Origin of the sequence: Pseudomonas sp. FDAARGOS_380 (assembly GCF_002591235.1) — a bacterium.
Classification (GTDB): Bacteria; Pseudomonadota; Gammaproteobacteria; order Pseudomonadales; family Pseudomonadaceae; genus Aquipseudomonas; species Aquipseudomonas salmasensis.
This window is the reverse complement of record NZ_CP023969.1, coordinates 4,960,131-4,985,801: the sequence shown is the minus strand read 5'-3', so window position 1 is coordinate 4,985,801 and position 25,671 is coordinate 4,960,131. Positions and strand designations below refer to the sequence as shown.

Below are 25,671 nucleotides of genomic sequence, written 5' to 3'. Positions count from 1 at the left end.
CGATTTCCTGTTCATTCGGTTTATTGCAGACAAAAAAACGCCCGAGCGAATCTCGCCCGGGCGTTTTGAGGGCGGATGCAGCTTACTTAAGTGCGGATACCCGCCCTTGATACGCGTTCACAGACTTAGATCTTGCCGACCAGGTCCAGAGACGGCGCCAGAGTGGCCTCGCCTTCTTTCCACTTGGCTGGGCAGACTTCACCTGGGTGGGCAGCAACGTACTGAGCGGCCTTGATTTTGCGCAGCAGCTCGGAAGCGTCACGGCCTACACCGCCGTCGTTCAGCTCAACGATCTTGATCTGACCTTCTGGGTTGATCACGAAGGTGCCGCGGTCTGCCAGGCCAGCTTCTTCGATCAGCACGTCGAAGTTGCGGGAGATGGTCAGGGTTGGGTCGCCGATCATGGTGTACTGGATTTTGCCAATGGCTGGCGAAGTGTTGTGCCAGGCAGCGTGGGCAAAGTGGGTGTCGGTGGAAACGCTGTAGATTTCGACGCCCAGCTTCTGGAATTCGGCGTAGTTGTCAGCCAGGTCTTCCAGTTCGGTTGGGCAAACGAAGGTGAAGTCGGCTGGGTAGAAGAATACAACCGACCACTTGCCTTTCAGGTCAGCGTCGGTCACATCGACGAAGCTGCCGTTTTTGAAAGCGGTGGCTTTAAACGGTTTTACTTGGCTGTTGATGATAGGCATCGTTGACTCTCCGTCAGGGGTTAAGAAGTTGATGAGATGAATCCTACCGGCTCTTTCGGTCGATGGCTCATTGGCAAACCTGATGCTGACGATTGGCTTTCTCTATCAGGTGACGGTATTAATAGAAGAAATCTCAAATCAGCGGTTGGGTTGCCAGGGTCATGCCCAGAAACGGCGTCGCTTCAACATAGCGCATCGCGGATTTCATGTCGTTCCAGCCGACGTAACTCATCAGCGACTTCAAATCCCAGCCGCTGCGGTGCGCCCAAGTGGCAAAGCCCCGGCGCAGGGAGTGGCTGGTGTATTGCTCGGCGGGAATGCCTGCGCGCTCAAGGGCCTGGCGCAATAACGGAATCACGCTGTTGGGGTGCAAGCCCTCCTCACCCAGGTTGCCCCAGCGGTCAATGCCGCGAAATACCGGCCCGCGTACCAACGCCGAGGCACTGAGCCACTCGCTATAAGCCTGCACCGGGCACAGACGCAGCAACGCCGGGGTCTGGTAGGTCTTGCCGAGGTTTTCGCGATCACTTTTGCTGCGCGGCAAGTACAGGCTGATGCCAGCGCCCGGCACGGCTTGCACATGCTCAATGCTTAATCGGCACAGCTCATCACTGCGAAACCCGCGCCAGAAGCCCAGCAGAATCAGCGCAGCGTCGCGCTTGGCCCGCAGCAAGCGCGGTTGGTCGTGATGCTCGCTGGCCTGTTTGGCTTCAATGTCCAGGGCGGCGATCACCTGTTCCAAATGCTGGAGTTGCAAAGGCTCGGCCTGCCGCTCCCGCACCGGGTGCACGGCGCGGATGCCCTTGAGCACCTTGCGTACCACCGGCGCCTTCGTCGGGTCGGCAAACCCTTGGCTGGTATGCCACTGCGCCAAGGCCGAGAGCCGCAGCTTCAAGGTATTGACTGCCAACACTCCCGCATGCGCCACCAAGTAACGCGCCACGCTGTCGCTGGTGGCCGGCAGGAACCCTCCCCAACTGACTTCGAAATGCTCGATGGCCGCACGGTAGCTGCGGCGCGTGTTGTCACGGGTGGCGGCGTTGAGATATCGGTCCAGGTCGCTCATAGGCGTCTATTCGTACTGCTGACAGATGGATGGCGGAGGAAAACACAGGTGACACGGGATAATACGCCAATATCCCATCTGTTAAATCATGAATTTCAACGAGTTTTTAACCATGTTATAGTATGTATATACATACCATGTACCACAGTACTAAATCGACGGAGACTCCATGGCTCGCGGCGGCATAAACAAAGCAGTAGTGCAGACGGCACGCCTGGCGATCCTCGCTCGTGGCGAAAACCCAAGCATCGATGCGGTGCGTATCGAAATGGGCAATACCGGCTCGAAAACCACCATTCATCGCTACTTGAAAGAGCTGGACGAAAGCGAGACGCGCCAGACCATCACCCAAGCGCCAATTGACGATGAGCTGGGCGAACTGGTCGCACGCCTGGCCCAACGCCTGAAAGAGAAGGCCCAAGAGCCGATCGACCTGGCCCTGGCGCAATTCGAGCAACACAAAGCCGCCCTGCTCGCCCAGGTAGAAACCCTGGAAGAAGCGCATACCCAGCTCAAACAGCAATTTGATATCCAGGCGGCAGCCCTGGCCGAAGAAAGCGCGGCGCTGCAAACCGCCAGCACCAGCCTGCAGACCGAGCAAACCCGTAATGCCGGGCTGAGCCAGGCGTGCAGCGACTACGAGCTAAGGCTCAACGACAAAGACGAGCAGATTCGCTCACTGGAAGAAAAACACCTGCACGCCCGTGATGCGCTTGAGCATTACCGCAATGCCATCAAGGAACAGCGCGAGCAGGAACAACGTCGCCATGAAGGCCAGTTGCAGCAGGTTCAGGCCGAATTGCGCCAGGCACAGCAAAGCGCGCTGGTGCGCCAGGATGAAATCACCCAGTTGCATCGCGATAACGAGCGTCTACTGAGTGAGCAGCGAGTGACCGCCAAGGAATTGAATGCGCTGCAGGAGCAAACTCGCCAGGACCAGGCGCTACAGCTGAAACTCAAGGAGCAGCTGAGTCAGATCGACAGCGAGCGCACCCTGCTCCAGGAACGCCTGCGCGTGGCCGTGCAAGACAGCCAATCACGCCAGGCCGCACTGCTGGAACACCAGCAGCACAACAAGGCGCTTGAGCTGGACCTGGTCAAGGCCCAGGCAAGCATCGAGGCCCTGCGCCTGGCGGCCGTCGTTGCAACGGCGCCAGAGGCAGCAGAGCCAACCTGATCAATCCGCCACAGGCGTGCGCATGGTGACGAATTCTTCCGCCGCCGTAGGATGCACGCCGATGGTTTCGTCGAAATGCTGTTTGGTCGCGCCCGCCTTGAGCGCGATCGCCAGCCCTTGCACGATTTCACCCGCATCTGGGCCGACCATGTGGCAACCCAGCACTTTGTCGGTGTCGGCGTCGACCACCAGCTTCATCAGGGTCTTTTCCTGGCAATCGGTGAGGGTCAGCTTCATCGGCCGGAAACGGCTTTCAAAGACCTGCACGTTGTGGCCGTTCTTGCGTGCATCCTCTTCCGTCAGACCGACTGTGCCAATGTTTGGCAGGCTGAACACCGCCGTCGCGATATTGGCGTAATCCACCGCGCGGTATTGCTCGGGCTTGAACAACCGCCGCGCCACGGCCATGCCTTCAGCCAGCGCCACCGGCGTCAGCTGCACACGACCAATCACATCGCCAATCGCCAGGATCGACGGCTCGGCGGTCTGGTAGAGATCATCCACCGCGACGAAACCGCGCTCGTCCAGTTTGACCCCGGTATTTTCCAGGCCCAGGTTATCCAGCATCGGACGGCGGCCGGTGGCGTAGAACACGCAATCGGCTTCCAGCACGCGACCATCCTTCAAGGTGGCTTTGAGGCTGCCGTCGGCTTGCTTGTCGATACGTTCGATGTCGGCATTGAACTGCAAGTCCAGGCCGCGCTTGGTCAGTTCTTCTTGCAGATGTTTGCGCACCGAACCATCAAAGCCGCGCAAGAACAGGTCACCGCGATACAGCAATGAAGTTTGCGCACCCAGGCCGTGGAAGATTCCGGCGAACTCAACGGCGATATAACCGCCGCCCACCACCAGCACGCGCTTGGGTAGCTCTTTAAGGAAGAATGCCTCATTGGAGCCAATGGCGTGCTCGCGCCCTGGAATCTCAGGGATCTGCGGCCAGCCACCGGTGGCGATCAGGATGTGCTTGGCAGTGAAGCGCTCACCGTTAATCTCCACCTGATGGGCATCAACCAGGCGTGCGTGCCCTTCGTGCAATGTCACGCCGCTGTTGACCAACAGGTTGCGATAGATGCCGTTGAGGCGGTTGATCTCGCGATCCTTGTTGGCGATCAAGGTCGCCCAATCAAAGTTCGCCTCGCCCAGGGACCAGCCAAAGCCGCTGGCCTGTTCAAAATCTTCGGCAAAATGCGCGCCGTACACCAACAGCTTCTTTGGCACACAGCCGACGTTCACACAGGTGCCACCCAGGTAGCGGCTCTCCGCCACAGCCACCTTGGCGCCGAAGCCCGCGGCAAAGCGCGCCGCGCGAACACCGCCGGAACCGGCGCCAATTACATACAGGTCAAAATCGTAGGCCATTTCACTCTCCTCGGCAGGACACCAGCATACCGACTTACATGGGGCTGAAAAACGGAAAAGCCACCCGAAGGTGGCTTTCGCTTAAAACGTACCGGCAAGCGTGAATCAGTAAGCCTTGCCCGTCTTGTAGAAATGCTCGTAGCAGAAGTTGGTCGCTTCGATGTAGCCCTCAGCACCGCCGCAGTCGAAACGCTGGCCCTTGAACTTGTAGGCAATCACGCAACCGTCTTTGGCTTGCTTGAGCAGAGCGTCGGTGATCTGGATCTCGCCGCCCTTGCCTGGCTCGGTCTCTTCGATCAGCTTGAAGATGTCCGGGGTAAGGATGTAACGACCGATGATCGCCAGGTTCGACGGTGCATCTTCCGGTGCTGGTTTCTCGACCATGTCACGTACGCGGATCAGGCCATCGCCAATATCGTCACCGGCGATAACACCGTACTTATTGGTTTCGGTAGGGTTGACTTCCATCACCGCAACGATGGTGCAACGGTATTTCTGGTAGAGCTTGACCATCTGGGTCAGCACACCGTCGCCTTCCAGGTTGACGCACAAGTCATCCGCCAGGACCACGGCGAACGGTTCGTCACCGATCAGCGGGCGGCCGGTAAGGATGGCGTGGCCGAGGCCTTTCATTTGAGTCTGACGGGTGTAGGAGAACGAGCACTCGTCGAGCAATTTACGGATACCGACCAGGTATTTTTCCTTGTCAGTGCCTTTGATCTGGTTTTCCAGCTCATAGCTGATGTCGAAGTGGTCTTCCAGCGCGCGCTTACCACGACCCGTGACGATGGAGATCTCGTTCAAACCGGCATCCAGAGCCTCTTCCACACCGTACTGAATCAGTGGCTTGTTCACCACTGGCAGCATTTCTTTGGGCATGGCTTTGGTCGCTGGCAAGAAGCGAGTGCCGTAACCGGCTGCTGGGAACAAGCATTTCTTGATCATATGAGTCCTTACAAAGGGCTGTGCGTACGGAATTCGGCGCAGTCTAATCAGGCCGCAGTCACCTTACAATGGGTCCTGCTGGCGTTGCGATGTCATCATAGAGAAAAAATGTCGGCGTAAGTTCCGCTGATCCTGCAAAGCGCATCACCAACGGTCGGTCAGAACCCGACTTGGCCCCTTGTTTAAAGGGCTGCAATGGTTTTAGCACGCTTTTGCCCCCCTGGCACTGACCTGCAACAACTTGCGCCCTGCCCCGGCAATTGGCGTTATCATGAGCGCCTTGAACCAAGACCACGAGATTGCCAACAGATGTCAGAACCCAAAGGTGTAAACGGCTACCTGATCACGAAGCGAGCAGACGGCTGGCACTTGATCAATTTTCACGGCGACAGCGTTGCCGGCGTATTCGAGACCGAAAGCATGGCGATTGCCGTAGCCGAGGTGTTTGTGGATGAGGCAGGCCATGCATCGAGCAAGCGGCCGAAAACCAAGTAAGCCTCGTTGCTCTGCGAAAGCCCCGTTAAGCGGGGCTTTTTTGTGGCTGTTGACCCGCCAGCCTCACGGCCTCTGCGCCCGTAACCCGGTTAGTTGTTTCGCGCCATTAATGTCTATTGATTTTCACTGTATGTCATCCCATTCTTACAGCTATAACCCCAACTAAATTATTCTCATTTAGCAGCGTGTAGTTCATTTCTTACAGCCAAAATCAAAGTTTTGGCAAAGTGCCACATTCTTCCTATAAGTCGCGATACTGCCTGCCCACATCAATAAGCGAATGTGACGACTTACTTTTTCAAGCCGCCATCACACAATTGCTTCCGCCTCAACCGTGCGCCCAAATGGCAATACAACTAATTGGAAAGTTTTAACTTCTGATTGGTACTCGATTGGCGATCAGCCGAGTTTGCTGCCGGCCACTCTTGAGGTGAAACGTCAGCCCCACGCCAACGGGTGGCGGGGCTCTTCCATGACATTTTTATGTGGGCATCTGCAAATGAAAACTACGTTCAAAACTGCACTGTTAACCATCGGCCTGTTCGCGGGCTCCATGTCCGGCGCTCAGGCGGCAGATGGAACGGTTACCTTTCTGGGATCGGTCCACTCGGGTGCCTGCTCCATCAAGCCTGAATCGGTAGATCAGACCATTCACCTGGGCGCCATCGCCAAGCATCAATTGCAGGCAGGCGGTAAGTCCGAAGCTCGCCGTGTGCTGATTGAACTGGAAGGTTGCGACCTGACGAATCTGACTGATAACACCGTGACCACGACGTTCACGGCTGCGCCATCAACTGACGTACCTGGCGCAATCGGCACCGTCGGTACCGCAGGCCGCGTCGGCATCATGATGACCCACGGCGGCAGCCCTATCCAACTGGGTGTGGCAACCACGCCCCAGGCCATTTCCACCGGTGACAACACGCTGGAATTCGGCGCCTTTGTTCAAGGCGCGGCGACCGGCGACATCGTGCCGGGTGACTTCAGCGCGGTCACTAATTTCACCTTGGCTTATCAGTAAGTAGCCCCCCCGCCACTTCAGGGTGGCGGGGGGAACGGGTGGGAGATAACGGTGAAAAAACTCATAAGTCTGGCGATGAGCTCGTCACTGGCGGTGGTCATCAGCCCTTGGGTGTTCGCGCAGGAGCCTGCGCAAGGTGAAGGGGTCATCACGCTCGGTGGCAGGGTCGTTGACTCGGCGTGCGGGTTGGAACTGACCAGTGCCGATCAAACCATCGAGATGCCCGCCGAGCCCATTGGGCGGCTGTTGCGAAACGCGTTGGGCGAGCCACACCCCTTTGATTTGCGCCTGGTCAACTGCTCATTGACGCGCCCGGACCCTTTACGGCCGGGTGCAACGCTACCTGACTGGGAGCATTTGCGGGTCACGTTCGACGGCCCGCGCGACCGCGACGGTCGCTCTTTTGCTGCCTTCGGCGATTCACAGGGTGTTGCCTTTCACATCTGGGATTCGGCCGGCCAGGAGAGCGTGCCGGGCGAGCCGATGGCGCCGCATCCCTTGGCCGAAGGCGACATGACACTTCACTACACGTTGCGGCTGGTGGGCAACGGGTTGCCCTTGGCGCCGGGCGCTCACCGCGTCGCCGTGCGGTTCAAGTTGGAATACTTTTGAACATTGATGGGTTGCTTTCATGCTGAATGCGTCGAAGATCAAACATACGCTGCGCCCCACGTTGGTTGGCGGGCTGATGTCACTGGCAGGCACAGCCTTGGGTGCCGGGGATATCGAATTCAATACCGACGTTCTTGACCTGAATGATCGCACCAATATCGATTTGTCGCGGTTTTCGCGCAGCGGTTTCATTCTGCCCGGCACCTACACGATGCTTGTGCAGATCAACGGCCAGGCGCTTTCCGAGCAGTCGGTGGCTTTTTATCCCCCTGATGATGACCCGAAGGGTAGCCAGGCCTGCTTGTCCGCATAGCTCGTGGCGCAACTGGGCCTGAAGGCGATCGAAGCAGCCAGGCTCACTCGGTGGAAAGGCGACGAGTGCCTGGACCTTCAAGGCTTGCCAGGTGCCGAGGTCAGTGCAGACCTGGCCACCTCCACATTGAGCATCAACCTGCCCCACGCCTACCTTGAGTACAGCGCCCTCAACTGGGATCCGCCTGCACGCTGGGATGAAGGCGTACCGGGACTGTTGATCGACTACAACCTGACGGCGCAGTCCAACGCCCAGAAAAACGAGCGCACCCGCAACCACCTCAGTGGCAACGGAACGCTGGGGGCCAATGCCGGGGCCTGGCGCCTGAGGGCCGACTGGCAGGGCCGTGTCGACAGCGCAAGGGACCGTTCCGCCGGGGAACAGAAGCTGGAGTGGAGCCGCTACTACGCTTACCGCGCCATTCCTGCCTTGAGGGCGCGGCTGGTGGTTGGCGAAAACTACCTGTATTCGGACCTGTTCGACAGCTTCCGCTTTACCGGTGCCGCGTTGACGTCAGACGAAAGTCAGCTGCCCCCCAACCTGCGCGGTTACGCACCTGAAGTGGTGGGGTTGGCCAAGACCAACGCCAGGGTGGTCGTCAGCCAGCAAGGGCGCGTGCTGTATGAAACCCTGGTGGCGGCCGGCCCCTTTCGTATCCAGGACCTCAATGATGCCGTCACCGGTACGCTGGATGTGCGGGTAGAGGAGCAAGACGGTTCGGTACAGACCTTCAAGCTCAACACCGCAGGCGTTCCTTACCTGACGCGCCCTGGGCAAGTTCGATACAAGCTGGCGAGCGGGCGGCCTTCGGATCTCCAATATGGCGCTGACGGTAACTTTTTCGGCACTGGGGAGTTCTCCTGGGGCGTGAGCAACGGCTGGTCGTTGTTCGGCGGCGCCATCACCGACAACAACTACCGGGCCGCCACTATCGGCGCAGGCCGCGACCTGTTGGCATTGGGCGCGTTATCCCTGGATGTCACCCAGTCCCGGGCTGAGGTGTGGAATCAAACGCTCTCGGGTAAATCCTACCGCCTGCAATATTCGAAGAACTTTGAACAATACGACAGCCAGATCACCTTCGCCGGTTATCGGTTCTCCGATAAGAACTTCTTGAGCATGAGTGAATATTTAGACGCTCGTCATTACGGCAGGAACGGGGAACTGGCGGGCCGCGGGCAATACGACGAATTCGGTCAATATGCCGGTGAATTCAAACCTATTGGTGGCAGCAAAGCGCTGTATACAGCGACCGTTAACAAACAATTTCGCGACTTGGGCGCCACGGTCTACGCCAGTTATAACAAACAAACTTACTGGTCGCGGCCGGCTACCCAGCGCTGGAACTTGTCGGTGTCCCGCTACTTCAATGTGGGCACCGTCAAAAACATGAGTTTGTCGCTCAACGTTTATCGCACGTTGGATTACAACTACAAGGATAACGGCATGGCGCTGACGGTCAGCCTGCCATTGGGACGCAGCGGCACGCTGTCGCTGGACGCCAGCCGGGCCGCAGGCAAGAACGGCTTTTCCACGCGTTACAGCGACCGCCTCGATGAGCGCAACAGCTACCAATTGACCGCCAGCGATAATTCGGCCAGTGGCTATCTGAGCCACATGGGTGATCAAACGGACCTGACACTTGCCGCCAGCCGGCAACAAGACAGTCGCACCAGCCTCAGCCTGTCAGCCCGCGGCGGTGGCACGCTCACGTCTCACGGCGCAGCCCTGCATCGCACCAACAGCATGGGCGGCACCCGTTTGATGGTGGATACCAGCGGCGTGCCTGACGTGCCGGTGCGGGGTTACGGCTCGCCGACCCGCAGCAACGCCTTCGGTAAAGCGGTGATCGCCGACCTGAGCAGCTACCAGCGTACGGCAGCCAGCGTCGATCTGGAGAGCCTGCCGAGCAATGTCGAAGCCACTCAATCTGTCACCCAACTGACCCTCACCGAAGGCGCCATCGGTTATCGCGCCCTGGACGTGATTGCCGGTGAAAAAGCCATGGCGGTGCTGCGCCTGCCCGATGGCAGCTCGCCGCCCTTCGGTGCGACGGTCCAGAACGCCAAGCAGCAGGACACCGGCATCGTGAATGACGGCGGCAATGTCTACCTCAGCGGCATTCAAGCCGGTGAACAGATGGTCGTCAGTTGGGGCGGGAATGAGCGCTGCACCCTCACCCTTCCCGACGTCTTGCCCGCTGACGGCCTGAGCAACGCCCTGCAACTGGACTGCCGAGTCGCAGCCACCGATCAACCCTTGTCCGCGCCGGCAGAACTGACCGGCAAGCACCCCGTCACGGAGACCACATCCTCATGACCCTGTACAAACGCTTCACCCTCTCGACCCTCACCCTGCTGACGCTCGCCATGAGCCACAGCAGCCACGCTGCAATTGGCCTGGACCGTACCCGCGTGATTTTCGACGGCAGCAAGGACGCCACCAGCGTGAACATCACCAATAACAACACCCAATTGCCGTACCTGGCCCAAGGCTGGATCGAGAATGAAGAGGGCCAGAAACTCACCACACCCTTGATCGTGCTGCCCCCGGTGCAGCGCCTGGAACCGGGCAAGCAGAGCCAGGTAAAAGTCCAGGCGCTGCCGGCGGCCAAGTCGTTGCCCCAGGATCGAGAGACGGTCTACTACTTCAACCTGCGGGAAATTCCGCCACGCACCGATAAGGCCAACACCCTGCAAATCGCGCTGCAGACCCGGATCAAATTGTTCTACCGGCCTCAAGCCATTACGCCCAGCCAGCAAGACCCGTCCAACCCCTGGCAGGAAAAGCTGACCCTGACCCGGCAAGGCGAGCATTACCGGGTGAATAACCCGACGCCCTACTACGTGACCCTGGTGGATGCGCGCAGCACCAAAGAGGGCAAGACCGTGGCCGGTTTCGAGCCGGTGATGGTGCCGCCCAAAGGCACGCTGATCCTAGGCCCCACCGCCAAAGCCCTGGGCCCTACCCCTCACTTGGCCTACGTCAATGATTACGGCGGCCGTCCGCTGCTGGCCTTCACCTGCAGCGGCGAGACTTGCAAGGTCAACCTGCAAGCAGCACTGCCCAAACAGTAAGCCTGTCGCTGGAGTCAGCCATGAAGTCTCATTACATAACGGCATTGGGCGGCCTGTTACTGGCCCTTGGAGGGAGCGCGCAGGCCGAGGATATCGAGGGCATGAATGGCGTGCTGAATATTTCCGGCTCCATGCACGAAACCCCGTGCAGCCTGGAAATGACCTCGCTGCATCAGACCATTGAACTGGGCGACGTCTCCACCAGCCAGTTACTTCGGCCTGGTGATCAGGCCAACCAGGTGGCCTTCCAGTTGCGCTTTACCGAGTGCAACCGCACCGCCGGCAGTATCCGCAGTGAACGCACCGGCAACCTGACCTGGAGCGCCTTTCAACCGGTGCTGTCGGTAGCCTTTATCGCGCCTGCCGATGACGACGATTCGCGCCTGGTCAAAGTGCAAGGCATCACCGGCCTGGGGCTGCAACTGACCGACGCCCTGGGGCGGGACGTACAACTGGGCCAACGCGGCGAACCGCTGTTCTTGCCCCTGGGCGGTAACACCAAGACCTGGAACGTTCGGCCTACGCGCACCGCTGCGCCATTGACCAGCGGGGCATTCCGGGCCGTGGTGGATTTCAGGCTCAATTATGAGTAAGGGCAGAACAATGGCTAAGTCATACGGCCCCTGGGCCGTGTTAATGGGCAGCGGTTTGCTCTGGGCGCTCAGCCTGGGTGCGCAGGCCGAGACCAACCTGACCATCCGCGCGGTGATCATTGCGCCGCCGCCGTGTGTCATCAACAGCGGCAGTACGCTCGACGTGCCTTTTGGCAATGACCTGCTGACCTCGCGAGTCGACGGGGTCAATTATCGCCGTGGCGTGCCGTACACCGTCACCTGCAGCTCCCCTTTCAGCAACGCGCTGACCCTGCAACTTCGGGGCACGGGTGCCGCATTCGACAGCCGCGTGCTGGTCACCCGCAAGCCTGATCTTGGGGTAAAGCTGTTCATCAATGGCGCCGATTGGCCGCTGAACAGGGTGGTGAACTTCACCTATCCCAACGTGCCGGTGGTACAGGCGGTACCCGTCAAACGCCCGGGCAGCAAGCTGACCGGAGGCGCATTCGATGCGGCCGCCACTCTCGTGGTCGATTATCAATGAAGAGGAATGACCAATGATCTGTTGGCCGCAGCGAGCGTTGCTCGCCTTGTGCTCCCTGGGCCTGTGCAGCGTTGCATCGGCCAACCTGACGTTTAGCGGCACGCTCAACGAGCCTCCCCCGTGCACGATCGATGCGGGCAACACCATCGAGGTGGATTTTGGCGATGTCGGGATCAAGCGCGTCGACGGTGTGCAGTACCGAAAAGGCGTGGGCTACACCATCAACTGCGGCACCGACACGCTGCCATGGGCGTTGAAATTGAGTGTCAACGGCACGGCAACCACCTTTGACGGGGCGGCGGTACAGACAAGCGTACCGGCGCTGGGTATTCGGATTTTCCAGAACAACCTGCCTTTTTCACTCAATACGCCACTGGATATCAGCCTGTCATCACCGCCCGTATTGGAAGTGGTGCCGGTCAAACAGCCCGGCGCAACCCTGGCGCCCGCAAGGTTTAGCGCGGTGGCCACGCTGTTGGCCGAATACCAATAGGAGTCGAATCAATGGGACATTTACACCGTGCAGCGCTGGTATTGGCCTTGAGCCTGGCCGCCGACGCCCAAGCAGCGGACAACCTGAGTTTCAAGGGCAACCTGGTCCAGGAGGCCTGCACCCTGCGACCGGGCGACGAGGCCGTCACCCTGGAACTCTGGGACGTTACCAGCAAGCACCTGTATATCAACACCCGTTCACAGGGCAAGGACTTCAGGCTGCACCTGGAGAACTGCGACACCACCATTGGCGCCACGGTCAGCATCACCTTTGGCGGCAGGGAAAACACCGCGTTGCCCGGCATGCTAGCGCTGGATGGCGGCAGTGGCGCCTCAGGCATCGGGGTGGGCATAGAGACGCCGAGCAACAAGCCACTGCCGCTGAATTCGCCCAGCGATGCGCAGGTACTGATAGATGGCAGCAATGTGATCGCGCTTAAAGCCTTTGTGCAGGGCGAGCCGCAAGCCATCAGCGACCAGACCATCGGCCAAGGCGCGTACAGGGTGACCTCGACTTTTACGTTGGACTATCCGTAGCCGTTGCTGGCCTGAAAACCGCCGGGGCAAACCTTAACTCTCTGCCGGATGGTCACTCGCAGTGACGTTCGCACAGAGGCGCAATGAGAGATCAAAATGAAACGACTCTATGGAGCAATAGTGCTTCTCGTCCTGCTGGGTGTGACCACGACCGCGCGAGCAGCGGATTGCCGCGTGAATGGCGGCAATTGGCAATATGTTGGCGACGGCGGGATCCTGAACCTGGAGGTCCCCGTCAACGTGAGTGTCGGCTCGGACAACACCCGTATCCTTCTCGAAGGCGCGTGGCTGGAATGCCGATTTACGCCCTCACCTGCCCACCCTACGCGTATAGATTTTTGGGGGACATCGGCGCAAGCTGGCGCCCCCTGGGTGCCTGGGCCGAAATTCAACAATCAAGGCACCGGTCTACGCATAAACGGCGCGTTTTATAACACCCCGGTGCCGTTTAATATTCGGATCGCGACCATGCCCAACAACTTTGTGGCGTATCCCATCTATGTAACCCCCTATATCCTGCTGCGCAACGACCCCAGCAACCCGATCAGCGTGGTAATAGGTGACATTCTGGGCGCACTGAATCTGCACCAGACGAATAATTACAGCTTTGGAAGCACGCGGCTCGTCCTCACGTACAAAGCCGCCAACAACTTCGGCATCTCGCCGTCAACCTGCACCATCAACAATAACAACCCCATCGAGATCAACTTCGGCAATGTGCAACAGCGGGCGATCGGCACCGACCCCCTTACCACCTCGGTTCGCGCCAACCGCAGGCTCACCTATTCATGCCCCAATGGTGGGATCAACACCGACATCACCATCACCTACAAAGGCATTTCGACGTCGTTCGACGACAGGCTATTGGTGATGAGCAACCCGAACGTGGGCACCGCCCTCGTGCGTGCGGGCTCAGCGGTGAGGGTCAACGGTTCATTCCGGACCCGCATCACCAACAGCATGGGAGGCGATGATGTGACCTTTTCGCTCGTACGACGAGCGGGCGTCTTCCCTGCTGCCGGGGCGATCAGCGGAAGTGGCGTGCTGGTAATGGGCGTGCCATGACTGTTACAGACTGACTTACAGGGTGTGCAAACGCAGTACGGGTAACCTGCGACTGCACACCCGATGGCAGTTCGCTATAATCGCCGCCAACGCCCCACGACAGTGTCAGCGCCCTCTATTCCCTCTCGACGAAGATCCCTTATGAACAAAATCCTGGCACTGACCGCGGTACTGGCACTCGCCGGCTGCACCACCGCTTCCGACACCTTGCTGAAAAATGGCGAACAAGGGTTGACCATCGACTGCTCGGGCGAGGCCAATTCATGGGCCAGTTGCTACGAGAAAGCGGACGCATCCTGCGCGGGCACCGGTTACCGCATCGTCGGCACCAATGGCACGCCGGCGCTCAAGGAAAGCGACAAGACCCTGGGCCAGGACGTGGGCAACTTCAAAGGCCGCAGCGTGGTGGTGGTCTGCAAGTAATGCTGCTACAGGTGCACTTCGGCGAACTTGATCCCCAGGCCACGCAGGAGTTCGATCAGGTCATCCAGGCGCGCGAATGACTCGACCTCATCCTGCTCGTCCACCAGGAAGTAGCTGCGCCCGCCGCTCTTCTTGAAAAATACGATCCACTCGCCCAAGTCGGCGGGGTTCTGGATGACATGGGTGGCCGAAATCTGCCCTTCGGCATGGCGGGCTTTGACGTGTTCTCGTTTCATAACGGGCTTTCCAGAAAAACAAATGCCGCTCAAACCCAGGGTTTGAGCGGCATCTTTGTAGTGAATGCCCGACAGTTTAACGGATGCAGGCCGTCCCTGCAGGGTGATGGCTTTTTTTATCGGGTTTGAGGGGTGGGCCTGTGGCTCAACCGGAAATGCACTCTTCCCCTGCCTTCTTCACGTCGCCCGGGCGGATGGGCACATTGGACATGCTTTCATAAAGCTTGATGCTGCTACCGCTGGAGCGGTCTTCGATTTCAAAGATTGCCGAAGGGTCTGCCGAGAATTTCTGCGGCACGATCACCTGAATGCCGTCTTTATGGGGCTCGATCTGCGGCGGCCGACGGGTCGCCTCCAATTTGCGCACCACACACGCCGCATATTCCTGCGGCTTCTTCCCTGAGATGACCACCAATGTTGGCGGGGTCTGCTTGATATCTGCAACCGAAGCACACCCACCTATTGCCAAGGCCAGCACCAACACACTCCACTTCATACAAAAACCTCCGATAAAGACCCTACGACAGCGGGGATGGTAATTTTCTCCCACCAACGTAGGATTTATCTGTGATAACTCGGTAAATAACTGTTTTAAATTGTCGAAGTCGTCGACGACGGCCCGATAATAAACGCGCTGGGGCTGATAAACTCCATCTTAACCTACGTATCGTTCTGATTTTTCAGAAAAAGCCCTTCTGGAGACACCCCATGAAATTCATCCACCAGCGTGAGCACCTCAATGAGGGAGACATTGTCGTCATCGAATGCTCGCAGACCTGCAATATTCGCCTGATGAGTGATGCGAACTTTCGCAGCTTCAAAAACGGCGGTCGCCATACCTACCACGGCGGCGCATTTGATAAATTCCCGGCCAAGATCACTGCACCGAGCACCGGCTTCTGGAACATCACCCTGGATGTGGTGACCCGTCGCGCCATCAGCGTGACCCGCAAGCCTGCGTTGTCCCACAAGATCCGTATCGTTCGTCGTACCAGCAGCAAGCTGAGCTGACCCGAACACCTGACAGGAAAAAAGCTGTGACCACCACAACCAAATACGTCATCAAGTACAAGCTCAACGGCGAACGCCGCTTTGAATTTGCCCAGCTGCACAGCAACAGCGTCGAAGAAGCCAAGCAAGCCTTGGCGAAAATTCATGATGCCAGCGACGAAATCACCGACATCAATGTGAGCAAGGCGCTGTAAGCCATGCCGGGCCCTACCGCCGATTTGTTTGCCGATGATGCCCTGCAACAGCCTGCCGGGCGCGAGCAAATTGGCGAAGAATCCTACGTACTGAGGGGCTATGCCCTGCCCTGGATCGAGCGGTTATTGCCTGAACTGCGGCGTGTCCTGGCTCAATCACCGTTTCGGCAGATGGTCACCCCCGGCGGTTTTACCATGTCGGCGGCGCTGAGCAGTTGCGGCGAGCTGGGCTGGACCACCGACGCCCGCGGCTATCGCTATAGCCCACTCGACCCGCGCAGCCAGCAACCCTGGCCGGCCATGCCCGACACGCTGCGCCAACTGGCGGTGGCGGCGGCCACTGAAGCGGGCTTCGACGGTTTTTTGCCCGATGCCTGCCTGGTCAACCGTTACGTACCGGGAGCGAAGATGTCCCTGCACCAGGACAAGAACGAGCGTAACTACAGCGCGCCCGTGGTCTCGGTGTCCCTGGGGCTGCCAGCGATTTTCCTGTTCGGTGGCCATGCGCGCAGTGATAAAACCCAGAAGGTCTCGCTGTTCCATGGTGATGTGGTGGTGTGGGGCGGCGTTGATCGCCTGCGCTTTCATGGCGTGATGCCGATCAAGGACGGCGTGCATCCGATCATGGGCCCGCAGCGCATCAACCTGACCTTTCGCACCGCTGGGTAATTTGACCGCAAGCTTCGGAGTGTCGGGCGCGAGCGGCGGGCTTAATCTGCTCCGGAACCGTCAAGAGTGCAGGCCATGAACAACGAACACGATCCGCGCTGGGCTGCCATTATTGCCCGTGATGCCAAGGCTGACGCGCTATTTGTCTACGGCGTGAAAACCACTGGTGTTTATTGCCGCCCCAGCAGCGCCTCGCGCTTACCGCGCCCGGAAAATGTCGAGTTCTTCGACACGCCGGCGCAGGCCGAGGCCGCCGGTTATCGCCCGAGCAAACGCGCTGCTGGCGACCAGACCCAATTGGCCGCACACCATGGACAGTTAGTGGCCGAGGCCTGCCGGCAAATCGAACAGGCCGAAAACCCGCCTAGCCTGGACATGCTCGCCCGATGCGCCGGGTTGAGTCCGTTTCACTTCCACCGCGTATTCAAAGCCAATACCGGGTTGACCCCCAAGGGTTACGCCAGCGCCCTGCGTTCGCGCAGAGTGCGCGACGGCCTCAAGGGCCAGCATTCGGTGACAGACACCCTGTACGACGCGGGCTTTAATTCCAATAGCCGCTTTTATGAAGCCGCCGACCAAGTGCTCGGCATGAAACCGCGAGACTATAAAGGCGGCGGCGCCAATAACACCATCCGCTTTGCCGTTGGCCAATGCTCGCTGGGGGCGATTCTGGTGGCGCAAAGCCAACGTGGCGTGTGTGCGATTTTATTGGGCGATGATCCGGGCAAACTGGTGCGCGACCTGCAAGACCAGTTTCCCAAGGCTGAGTTGATCGGCGCGGATCAGGGTTTCGAACAACTGGTCGCCCACGTCGTCGGCTTTGTCGAGGCCCCTGCCCTGGGCCTGGATTTGCCCTTGGACCTGCGCGGCACGGCCTTTCAGGAACGGGTGTGGCAGGCGTTGCGGGAAATCCCTGCGGGCAGCACCGCCAGCTATGCGCAGATTGCCGAGCGTATCGGCGCGCCCACCTCCTTTCGCGCCGTGGCCCAGGCCTGTGGTGCCAACCACCTGGCGGTGGCGATTCCCTGTCATCGCGTGGTGCGCAGTAATGGCGAGCTGTCGGGCTATCGCTGGGGCGTAGAGCGCAAGCGCCAGTTACTGGAGCGCGAAACCCAGCCCCACAAAATGCCGCTGTCGTCCAGTGAATAAAACAGACTGGCCGGGTGCCGATTGCCCTGCTAAAACAGCGAAAAGCCCGACTAACGCTGGAGACGCACCCCATGAGCACCTGGCCAGACACCCGCATTCTTGACCTGTTGGGCATTGAGGTGCCGATCATCCAGGCGCCGATGGCTGGCGCCACCACCACCGCCATGGTCATCGCCGCCCAGCAAGCCGGCGCCCTGGGCTCCATGCCTGCCGCAGCCTTGAGCCTGGAGCAACTGCGCGACGCCTTGGCTCTCATTCGCCAGGCCAGCAACGCGCCACTCAACGTCAACTTCTTCTGCCATCAACCGCCCGATGCCGATGACGCGCGGGACCAGGCTTGGAAGGCCTTGCTGCAACCCTACTACCATGAGCTGGGCGCCGACTTCGATGCGCCAACCCCGGTGTCCAACCGCGCGCCGTTCAATGACGCAGCCTGCCAGGTGGTGGAAGAATTTCGGCCTGAAGTGGTGAGTTTTCACTTTGGCCTGCCAGACAAATCCTTACTCGACCGAGTAAAAGCCACCGGTGCCAAGGTGCTGTCATCGGCCACCATCGTCGAGGAAGCCGTGTGGCTGGAACAGCACGGCTGTGACGCGATTATCGCCATGGGCCTTGAAGCCGGTGGGCATCGTGGTCTGTTTCTCAGCGATGACCTCAACAGCCAGATCGGCTTGATGGCACTGTTGCCACAGATGGTCGACGCGGTCAGCGTGCCGGTGATTGCCGCCGGCGGAATCGGCGATGCGCGTGGCATCGTCGCCGCCTTTGCCCTCGGCGCTTCGGCCGTGCAGATCGGCACAGCCTACCTGTTCACGCCCGAAGCCACTGTAAGCGCTTCCCATCATCACGCGCTGCGCCATGCCCAGGCCAGCGAAACCGCGCTGACCAACCTGTTTACCGGCCGCCCGGCGCGGGGCATCGTCAACCGGGTGATGCGTGAGCTGGGCGCCATCAACCCGGTGGCGCCGGCGTTTCCTAAAGCCGGTGGCGCGTTAATGCCGCTCAAGGCCAAGGATGAAGCCGGTTTCAGCAACCTGTGGGCAGGCCAGGCCCTGAGGCTGGGCAAAGACCAGTCCACCTATGACCTGACACGCCAATTAGCCGAGCACAGTTTGAGCAAACTCACCCGCATCTGATCTGAGCAGCAACTTGGCACTGTACCGGCAATGGCCAACCGCTATATATTCCCATACATAGCGGTAAGCCTGCCGTACACCTTCAAGGAGTTGCCTCATGATCACCCGCGTTTCACGCCTGGCCCCCCTGCTTGCCGCCTTTGCCTTGGGTACGGCCCATGCCGATGAAGTGCAGGTGGCCGTGGCCGCCAACTTCACCGCCCCGATCCAGGCGATTGCCGCCGACTTCGAGAAAGACACCGGCCATAAACTGGTCGCGGCTTACGGTGCCACCGGGCAGTTCTACACCCAGATCAAAAATGGCGCGCCGTTTGAAGTGTTCCTCAGCGCCGATGACACCACCCCGCAAAAACTCGAAAGCGAAGGCGCTACCGTCAAGGGCTCACGTTTTACCTACGCGGTCGGCACCCTGGCGCTGTGGTCAGCCAAAGACGGCTATGTGGATGCCAAGGGCGAGGTGCTGAAGAAAAATGAGTTCAAGCATTTGTCCATCGCCAATCCCAAGGCTGCACCCTACGGCTTAGCCGCCACCCAAGTGCTGGCCAGAGAAGGCTTGACTGACAAGGTCAGGGACAAGCTCGTCGAGGGCCAGAACATCACCCAGGCTTATCAGTTTGTTTCCACCGGCAACGCCGAGCTGGGTTTTGTCGCCTTGTCGCAGATCTACAAGGACGGCAAAGTCACCAGCGGTTCGGCGTGGATTGTCCCGGCCGCCATGCATGACCCGATCAAACAGGACGCCGTGATCCTCAACAAGGGCAAGGACAGCGCCGCCGCCAAGGCCCTGGTGGACTACCTCAAAGGCCCGAAAGCGGCTGCCGTTATCAAATCCTACGGTTACGAGCTGTAAATGCCCCTGTCGAGTGCTGATTTTTCTGCGATCTGGTTGACCATCAAGCTGGCCGCACTGACCACCCTGATCCTGTTGATCATCGGCACACCGATTGCCCTGTGGTTGTCGCGCACCCGTTCCAAGTGGCGCGGCCCCATCGGCGCAGTGGTGGCGCTGCCGTTGGTGTTGCCGCCAACGGTCATCGGCTTTTACTTGTTGTTGGCCATGGGGCCCAACGGCTACGTCGGCCAGTTCACCCAGTGGCTGGGCCTGGGCACCCTCACCTTCAGTTTCGCCGGGCTGGTGATTGGCTCGGTGATCTACTCCATGCCCTTTGTGGTGCAGCCGCTGCAGAACGCGTTTTCGGCCATCGGCACGCGCCCGCTGGAAGTGGCCGCGACCTTGCGCGCCAACCCGTGGGACACGTTTTTTACGGTGATCCTGCCGCTGGCACGCCCGGGGTTTATCACCGCCTCGATCCTGGGCTTTGCCCATACCGTCGGTGAGTTCGGCGTGGTGCTGATGATCGGCGGCAATATCCCGGACAAGACCCGTGTCGTCTCGGTGCAGATCTACGACCACGTCGAAGCCATGGAATATGCCCAGGCCCATTGGCTGGCCGGGGCCATGGTGGTGTTCGCCTTTCTCGTGTTGCTGGCGCTCTATTCCAGCCGCAAAACCAAGATGGGCTGGAGCTGATCGCCATGATGGATATACGCCTGCAGCTGAAGTACTCCGCCTTCACGCTGGATGTGGACCTGCAATTGCCCGGGCGTGGCGTGAGCGCGCTGTACGGGCATTCCGGCTCTGGCAAGACCACCTGCCTGCGCTGCATCGCAGGTTTAGAACGCGCCGAACACGGTTTTGTGCAAATCAACGACGAGGTGTGGCAAGACAGCCGCAAAGGGCTGTTTGTGCCGCCGCATAAACGCGCCCTGGGCTATGTGTTCCAGGAGGCGAGTTTGTTTCCTCACCTGTCGGTGCGCGCCAATCTGGAGTTCGGCCTCAAACGTATCCCACGCCCGCAACGGCGCGTGGACATGGCTCAGGCCACCGAACTGTTGGGCATCGGGCACTTGCTTGAGCGTCACCCGCAACACTTGTCTGGCGGCGAGCGCCAGCGCATCGGCATCGCCCGCGCCTTGCTCACCAGCCCCAAGTTGTTGTTGATGGATGAACCGCTGGCGGCCCTGGACAGCCAACGCAAAAGCGAGATATTGCCTTACCTGGAACGCCTGCACGACGAGCTGGACATCCCGGTGCTCTACGTCAGCCACGCCCAGGACGAAGTGGCGCGGCTGGCTGATCATATCGTCTTGCTCAGCGACGGCAAGGCCTTGGCCAGCGGCCCTATCGGCGAAACCCTGGCGCGCCTCGACCTGCCCCTGGCGCTGGGCGACGATGCCGGCGTGGTGATCGCCGGCAGCGTCGTTGCCTACGACGCGCATTATCAGTTGCTCACCCTGCAGTTGCCCGATTGCCCGTTGCAGATGCGCGTGGCCCACGCCCCGCTGGCGGTGGGCAAACCGCTGCGGGTCAAGGTCCAGGCGCGGGATGTGAGCCTGAGCCTGCAGGCCGAAGAACACAGCAGCATCCTCAACCGCTTGCCGGTGACCGTCACTCAAACCATCGGCGCGGATAACAGTGCCCATGTACTGGTGCGTCTGGACGCTGGCGGCACGCCGTTACTGGCGCGCATCACGCGCTTCTCCCGCGACCAGTTGCAACTGCATCCGGGCCTGACGCTGTGGGCGCAAATCAAGGCAGTGGCGGTACTGGCTTAAGCATTTGGCACGACCGCAGGGCGCTGCGGTCAATCAGACATACCGGCCTGATTTGTTGCCAAGGAACCCGCCCCATGCCTGACTCTTCGTTACCCGCCGACCTGCCCCGCGACCTGCATTATGTGGATGACACCCAGCCCGGCATCCGCCGTAAAAAAGTGCGAGGCAAGTTCCAGTATCTGAACGCCAAGGGCGAGCGCATTACCGATGCCGATGAAATCAAACGCCTGAACGCCTTGGCGGTGCCACCCGCCTACACCGATGTGTGGATCTGCGCCGACCCTCGCGGCCACCTGCAAGCCACCGGCCGCGACGCCCGTGGCCGCAAGCAGTACCGTTACCACCCACGCTGGCGCGAAGTGCGCGACAGCGACAAGTATTCGCGCTTGCAGGCCTTTGGCGCCGCCTTGCCCAAATTGCGCAAACAGCTCGAAGCACAAATCGCCGAGCCGGGGTTTACCCGCGAAAAGGTATTGGCCACGGTGGTGATGTTGCTGGACGCCACGCTGATCCGCGTCGGTAATACCCAATATGCCCGCGAAAACAAATCCTACGGCCTGACCACCCTGCGCAACCGCCATGTGGACATCAAAGGCAGCGAGATCCAGTTTCAGTTTCGTGGCAAGAGTGGCGTGGAGCACCAAGTCAGCGTCAAGGATCGACGCCTGGCCCGGGTGGTCAAGCGCTGCATGGAATTGCCGGGGCAGAACCTGTTCCAGTACCTGGATGAAGACGGTGAGCGGCATACCGTCAGCTCCCAGGACGTCAACGACTACCTGCACCATCTTACCGGCGAAGATTTTACCGCCAAGGACTACCGCACCTGGGCCGGCACGGCGATGGCGCTGGCGGTGTTGCGCGAGTTAGCGTGGCAGCCCGAATCCGACGCCAAGCGGCATGTGGTGGCGATGGTCAAGGATGTCGCCCGGCAGTTGGGCAACACGCCAGCGGTGTGTCGCAAGTGCTATATCCACCCGGCGGTGCTTGAACATTTCAGCCTCGGCCAATTGTCGAAGCTGCCCAAGCCGCGAGTGCGCAAAGGCCTGAAAGCCGAAGAAGTCGCGCTGGCGATGTTCCTGGAAAAACTCGCCGAAGACTTGCCGCGAAAAGTTAAGGTGGGTTAGGCTCTGCCTCCCTTCTGACTCACGGGATGACCGCCGACGTGAACATCTAAGCCTTCCAAAATGTATCTGCAACGAGCCGCCTGGCGCGCTTGTTGGCCTGTTCGACATTTTTTTGGAGGTGCTGATGACTGACGTCAAACGGCTGCCCGCGCTTGTTTCCCTGCAACACCTGTCTTTCCAGTTCGCCAATGGCGAGACCTTGCTGGCCGACGTGAACCTGTCCATTGATCAAACGCCTACCGGTATCGTCGGGCGCAATGGACGGGGCAAAAGTATCCTGGCGAAGTTGATGGCCGGCGTGCTGCTGCCCTCCTCCGGCACCCTGAAAAAAACCGCCAATGTTGCCTATGTGCCCCAGGCTGTCGCCGTTCAACCAGGGCAAACCATCGCCGATATCACCGCAACTGCCGCGGCCCTGGCTGCCCTTGAGCGCATGGCCCAGGGCGATGCACGTCTCGGTGACCTGGAGCTGATCGACGACCGCTGGGACCTCGCCGAACGCCTGCGCCAGGCGCTGGATGCAGCGGGTTTGCCGACCCTCAGCGCCAGTACCCCGGCCGATCAACTCAGCGGCGGCCAACTCGCCAGGGTCGCGCTGATCGGGGCGTTGTTGGCGGCGCCGCAGTTACTGATTCTGGATGAACCCAGCAACCACCTTGATGCTGCGGGGCGCGATTGGCTGTTGCGTGTGTTGCGCGATTGGCGCGGTGGCCTGGTGGTGGTCAGCCATGATCGACAGTTGCTCAACGTCATGGGCCGCATCATTGAGCTGTCGCCCCTGGGCATTCAGGCCTACGGCGGCAACTACGATGCCTATCGCCAGCAACACGATACTCACCAGCAGGCCGCGATTGCCGCGTGGGAGCAGGCGCGTCTGGCCCGCAGCCGCGAACGTCGGCGCCTGCAAAAAGATCACGACGACCTGCAGCGCCACGCCGCACGCGCACGTAAACAGGCCGAGACCGCCAACGTCGACCGTTTTACCAAGGCCCGCTGGAAAAGCGCAGCCAAGGAGATTGTCAGCACGGTACGCAGTGCCCATCACGATCACAAAAACCAACTCGACGCCCAAGTGCGCCAAGCTTACGAGCGCGTGGTGGATGAGACGCCCACACTGCTCGCATTACCAGGCTCAACCGTCCCGAATGGCCGCCAATTGCTGGTGCTGGAACAGGCGCAATTACCCTGGCTTGATCCCCTGGCACCCGCCAGTTACCTGACGCTCAACCTGACAGGCCCGGTTCGCGTTGCCGTGCGTGGGCCGAACGGTTGCGGCAAATCGACCTTGCTCAAACTGCTCGCCGGCCACTGGCGGGCGGTCAGTGGCGAGTGCAACGTCGCGGTGCCCAGCGCCTATATCGATCAGCACCTGGCGCTGCTGGACGACCGACGCAGCCTTGTCGAGCAACTTAACTTGCTCGATACGCCATTGGCCGAAGCCGAGCTGCGCACACGTCTGGCGTTGTTGCAGCTGGACGCGCTGCGGGTCACGCAGCCGGCAGGGCAACTCAGCGGCGGCGAGCGTTTGAAAGCCGCGATGGCGGTAGCCTTGTGGCGTGAAGCACCGGCGCAGTTGCTCCTGTTGGATGAACCCACCAATCACCTGGATCTGGAATCGGTACTGGCGTTCGAGCAGGCCTTGAAGGGCTTTACCGGCGCGCTGCTGGCCGTGTCCCATGACGAGGCATTCTTGCAGGCGATCGAGCCGACTCACCATCTGACGTGGCACGCCACCGGCTGGCAACTGGAGCGTGTCTGAGGTCATTGCGCGGACAGGCAAAGCGTCCTACGGTAGTGGCCGGATAATCTCACCGAGGAAACCGGCCCCATGCTGCCTTCATCCCGCAAGCCTTACGCCAATGCCACGCTCGCCCATCGACAGCGCTGGCGTGGCCGCGTGGGCTTGATGCTGGTGGCCTGCCTGTCGGTGCTGGCGGGCATGACCGATGCCATCGGTTTTATGGCCAGCGGCGATTTCGTCTCGTTCATGAGCGGTAACACCACGCGCCTGGCGGTGGCCATCAGCGCGGGCGACCTGGGGCTCACCGGGCGGCTGGTGTTGTTGGTCGCTACCTTCGTGGTCGGCAATGCCTTGGGCGTATTGGTCAGCCGTTTCAGCAAGCGCCACGCGTTGCCCTTATTGCTGTGCATCGGCGCCTTGCTCTGCGCTGCGGCGTTGTGGCCTGCCACCGACACCTTGCCTGCGTTGCTCGCGGCCATTATTGCCATGGGCATGCTCAACGCGGCCGTCGAGGAGGTGAACGGATTACCGGTGGGGCTGACCTACGTCACCGGGGCGCTGTCACGTTTTGGTCGCGGGCTGGGCCGCTGGTTAATGGGCGAGCGCCGCAATGGTTGGCGCGTGCAACTGATTCCGTGGGCCGGGATGTTTATCGGCGCGGTGATCGGCGCCCTGCTGGAACAGCAAATGGGCCTGCGTGCACTGTGGGTCAGTGGTGCGTTGGCCGGGGCCTTGGGGGTGGTGACACTGTTGATTCCGCGACGCTGGCACTTGGGTTTCATGCCCCGTTGAGGTTGGGGGTGGAGGAGCTCGTTCGACGTTTAAGCCTCGACATCCGTGTACCGGTAAAGAGCCATCACGTCGAACGAGCGAGTGAATCATAAGCCAATGCCCGGCGGCTGTCCCGCCAGGCGTTTCGGAATATGACTAAGGCAACCGACTTACAGACAAGTGGCTAGTGCTGCCAAGCGACGTTTAGCCGGCATAGTGTCCTGTGCGGCATAGTAGTTGACCTTGGAGCCCGCGCCGGAGCTAAGTACATCGACAAAGTAATCGCCACCGGTGGTGTACACCGTGAAGCCACCCGCCTCGGTCGCTTCCTTGAAGCCGCCGGCATCGACGCCGAACACGCTTTCATCCTGCCAGCCGAACTGGATGCACTGGGCAACCACCAGGGTGGCTTTATCTGACGCCAGGGTTTTGTAAGGGCTGCCTGCGCGCGCCTCTTTCATCTTCGAACCGGCGCAACCGGCCAGGGCCGCCAGTATCAATGCGCCCATTACCACTTTGTGCATGCCATTGCTTCCTTGGAAAAACCGTGACTCTACCATTGTGCCGAGGCCAACTGACGCGCCCATGAACTTTGTTTCACTGTGAAGAGCCAACACGCCGCCTATAGTTGGCAGGCTCATTTTTTAGAAGTCTC

The 25,671-nt window shown here is 60.0% G+C and carries 29 protein-coding genes and 1 pseudogene; 23 read left to right on the top strand and 7 right to left on the bottom strand.

Annotated elements, in window-relative coordinates:
- Positions 1–125: 125 nt before the first annotated feature.
- Entirely contained in the window at positions 126–689 is a 564-nt protein-coding gene (gene ahpC, locus CRN80_RS23490; RefSeq protein ID WP_003191303.1) for an alkyl hydroperoxide reductase subunit C, read from the bottom strand.
- Between the two features lie 133 nt (positions 690–822).
- Complete coding sequence (locus tag CRN80_RS23485) at positions 823–1,755, bottom strand: site-specific integrase (protein ID WP_032897218.1); 933 nt, start codon at positions 1,753–1,755, stop codon at positions 823–825.
- A gap of 169 nt (positions 1,756–1,924) precedes the next feature.
- On the opposite strand from CRN80_RS23485, the gene CRN80_RS23480 reads away from it, so the two are divergent.
- Positions 1,925–2,932 carry a DNA-binding protein gene (locus tag CRN80_RS23480; protein WP_098951419.1) on the top strand — a complete coding sequence of 336 codons (1,008 nt, stop codon included), beginning with the start codon at positions 1,925–1,927 and terminating at the stop codon, positions 2,930–2,932.
- Here CRN80_RS23480 and gorA read toward each other — a convergent pair whose 3' ends face one another.
- Together gorA and galU are read right to left on the bottom strand one after the other, a co-directional pair.
- Complete coding sequence (gorA, locus tag CRN80_RS23475) at positions 2,933–4,291, bottom strand: glutathione-disulfide reductase (RefSeq protein ID WP_032897214.1); 1,359 nt, start codon at positions 4,289–4,291, stop codon at positions 2,933–2,935.
- A 105-nt stretch (positions 4,292–4,396) separates the two neighbouring features.
- Entirely contained in the window at positions 4,397–5,236 is an 840-nt protein-coding gene (galU, locus tag CRN80_RS23470) for a UTP--glucose-1-phosphate uridylyltransferase GalU (RefSeq protein ID WP_003173830.1), read from the bottom strand.
- Positions 5,237–5,545: 309 nt separating this feature from the next.
- On the opposite strand from galU, the gene CRN80_RS23465 reads away from it, so the two are divergent.
- The 11 genes and pseudogenes from CRN80_RS23465 (at position 5,546) to CRN80_RS23415 (ending at position 14,369) form a co-directional block, all read left to right on the top strand.
- Positions 5,546–5,731 carry a hypothetical protein gene (locus CRN80_RS23465; RefSeq protein WP_003191311.1) on the top strand — a complete coding sequence of 62 codons (186 nt, stop codon included), beginning with the start codon at positions 5,546–5,548 and terminating at the stop codon, positions 5,729–5,731.
- A gap of 499 nt (positions 5,732–6,230) precedes the next feature.
- Positions 6,231–6,752 carry a fimbrial protein gene (locus CRN80_RS23460; protein ID WP_032897213.1) on the top strand — a complete coding sequence of 174 codons (522 nt, stop codon included), beginning with the start codon at positions 6,231–6,233 and terminating at the stop codon, positions 6,750–6,752.
- 51 nt (positions 6,753–6,803) lie between these two features.
- The gene (locus CRN80_RS23455) at positions 6,804–7,364 is read left to right on the top strand and encodes a fimbrial protein (protein WP_032897212.1); all 561 of its coding nucleotides are present in this window, start codon (positions 6,804–6,806) and stop codon (positions 7,362–7,364) included.
- A 19-nt stretch (positions 7,365–7,383) separates the two neighbouring features.
- Positions 7,384–9,996, top strand: a pseudogene (locus tag CRN80_RS23450) (outer membrane usher protein).
- Entirely contained in the window at positions 9,993–10,754 is a 762-nt protein-coding gene (locus CRN80_RS23445; RefSeq protein WP_098951417.1) for a fimbria/pilus periplasmic chaperone, read from the top strand. The pseudogene CRN80_RS23450 and the gene CRN80_RS23445 overlap by 4 nt, the downstream one beginning before the upstream one ends.
- A 20-nt stretch (positions 10,755–10,774) precedes the next feature.
- Entirely contained in the window at positions 10,775–11,347 is a 573-nt protein-coding gene (locus CRN80_RS23440) for a fimbrial protein (protein WP_098951415.1), read from the top strand.
- Between the two features lie 10 nt (positions 11,348–11,357).
- Entirely contained in the window at positions 11,358–11,852 is a 495-nt protein-coding gene (locus tag CRN80_RS23435; protein WP_098951414.1) for a fimbrial protein, read from the top strand.
- A gap of 13 nt (positions 11,853–11,865) precedes the next feature.
- Complete coding sequence (locus CRN80_RS23430) at positions 11,866–12,345, top strand: fimbrial protein (RefSeq protein ID WP_098951412.1); 480 nt, start codon at positions 11,866–11,868, stop codon at positions 12,343–12,345.
- An 11-nt stretch (positions 12,346–12,356) separates the two neighbouring features.
- Complete coding sequence (locus CRN80_RS23425; RefSeq protein ID WP_032897202.1) at positions 12,357–12,881, top strand: fimbrial protein; 525 nt, start codon at positions 12,357–12,359, stop codon at positions 12,879–12,881.
- 96 nt (positions 12,882–12,977) lie between these two features.
- On the top strand, positions 12,978–13,946 hold the full coding sequence (locus CRN80_RS23420) for a fimbrial protein (protein WP_098951410.1): 969 nt from the start codon (positions 12,978–12,980) through the stop codon (positions 13,944–13,946).
- A 141-nt stretch (positions 13,947–14,087) separates the two neighbouring features.
- Positions 14,088–14,369: a hypothetical protein gene (locus tag CRN80_RS23415; protein ID WP_032897198.1), complete on the top strand. Its 282-nt coding sequence runs from the start codon at positions 14,088–14,090 to the stop codon at positions 14,367–14,369.
- Positions 14,370–14,374: 5 nt separating this feature from the next.
- Here CRN80_RS23415 and CRN80_RS23410 read toward each other — a convergent pair whose 3' ends face one another.
- A complete protein-coding gene (locus tag CRN80_RS23410; RefSeq protein ID WP_032897196.1) occupies positions 14,375–14,605 on the bottom strand; it encodes a hypothetical protein in 231 nt (76 codons plus the stop codon).
- Between the two features lie 145 nt (positions 14,606–14,750).
- The gene (locus CRN80_RS23405) at positions 14,751–15,101 is read right to left on the bottom strand and encodes a hypothetical protein (protein WP_003191317.1); all 351 of its coding nucleotides are present in this window, start codon (positions 15,099–15,101) and stop codon (positions 14,751–14,753) included.
- A 212-nt stretch (positions 15,102–15,313) separates the two neighbouring features.
- Between CRN80_RS23405 and CRN80_RS23400 the strand changes: the two genes are divergently transcribed.
- The 11 genes from CRN80_RS23400 to CRN80_RS23350 all read left to right on the top strand — a co-directional run bounded on the left by CRN80_RS23400 (position 15,314) and on the right by CRN80_RS23350 (position 25,037).
- Positions 15,314–15,616: a DUF1883 domain-containing protein gene (locus CRN80_RS23400; RefSeq protein WP_003191319.1), complete on the top strand. Its 303-nt coding sequence runs from the start codon at positions 15,314–15,316 to the stop codon at positions 15,614–15,616.
- Between the two features lie 26 nt (positions 15,617–15,642).
- The gene (locus CRN80_RS31285) at positions 15,643–15,810 is read left to right on the top strand and encodes a hypothetical protein (protein ID WP_098951408.1); all 168 of its coding nucleotides are present in this window, start codon (positions 15,643–15,645) and stop codon (positions 15,808–15,810) included.
- A 3-nt stretch (positions 15,811–15,813) separates the two neighbouring features.
- Positions 15,814–16,479, top strand: coding sequence for a DNA oxidative demethylase AlkB (gene alkB / locus CRN80_RS23390; protein ID WP_032897194.1), 666 nt, complete (start codon positions 15,814–15,816; stop codon positions 16,477–16,479).
- A 75-nt stretch (positions 16,480–16,554) separates the two neighbouring features.
- Positions 16,555–17,628 carry a bifunctional DNA-binding transcriptional regulator/O6-methylguanine-DNA methyltransferase Ada gene (gene ada, locus CRN80_RS23385; protein ID WP_098951406.1) on the top strand — a complete coding sequence of 358 codons (1,074 nt, stop codon included), beginning with the start codon at positions 16,555–16,557 and terminating at the stop codon, positions 17,626–17,628.
- A 71-nt stretch (positions 17,629–17,699) separates the two neighbouring features.
- Complete coding sequence (locus CRN80_RS23380) at positions 17,700–18,764, top strand: nitronate monooxygenase family protein (protein ID WP_098951405.1); 1,065 nt, start codon at positions 17,700–17,702, stop codon at positions 18,762–18,764.
- A gap of 97 nt (positions 18,765–18,861) precedes the next feature.
- Positions 18,862–19,614 (top strand): molybdate ABC transporter substrate-binding protein, encoded by a 753-nt coding sequence (gene modA / locus CRN80_RS23375; protein WP_047710915.1) that lies wholly within the window; start codon positions 18,862–18,864, stop codon positions 19,612–19,614.
- Positions 19,615–20,295 carry a molybdate ABC transporter permease subunit gene (modB, locus tag CRN80_RS23370; RefSeq protein ID WP_098951403.1) on the top strand — a complete coding sequence of 227 codons (681 nt, stop codon included), beginning with the start codon at positions 19,615–19,617 and terminating at the stop codon, positions 20,293–20,295. It begins immediately after the preceding gene.
- A 5-nt stretch (positions 20,296–20,300) separates the two neighbouring features.
- Entirely contained in the window at positions 20,301–21,380 is a 1,080-nt protein-coding gene (gene modC / locus CRN80_RS23365) for a molybdenum ABC transporter ATP-binding protein (RefSeq protein ID WP_098951401.1), read from the top strand.
- A 74-nt stretch (positions 21,381–21,454) separates the two neighbouring features.
- Entirely contained in the window at positions 21,455–22,504 is a 1,050-nt protein-coding gene (locus tag CRN80_RS23360; RefSeq protein ID WP_032897185.1) for a DNA topoisomerase IB, read from the top strand.
- Between the two features lie 124 nt (positions 22,505–22,628).
- Positions 22,629–24,263 (top strand): ABC-F family ATP-binding cassette domain-containing protein, encoded by a 1,635-nt coding sequence (locus tag CRN80_RS23355; protein ID WP_098951400.1) that lies wholly within the window; start codon positions 22,629–22,631, stop codon positions 24,261–24,263.
- A gap of 69 nt (positions 24,264–24,332) precedes the next feature.
- Positions 24,333–25,037, top strand: coding sequence for a YoaK family protein (locus CRN80_RS23350; protein ID WP_098951398.1), 705 nt, complete (start codon positions 24,333–24,335; stop codon positions 25,035–25,037).
- A gap of 149 nt (positions 25,038–25,186) precedes the next feature.
- Here the strand turns inward: CRN80_RS23350 and CRN80_RS23345 are convergent, their stop codons facing one another.
- On the bottom strand, positions 25,187–25,540 hold the full coding sequence (locus CRN80_RS23345; protein ID WP_056783319.1) for a hypothetical protein: 354 nt from the start codon (positions 25,538–25,540) through the stop codon (positions 25,187–25,189).
- Between the last annotated feature and the right edge of the window lie 131 nt (positions 25,541–25,671).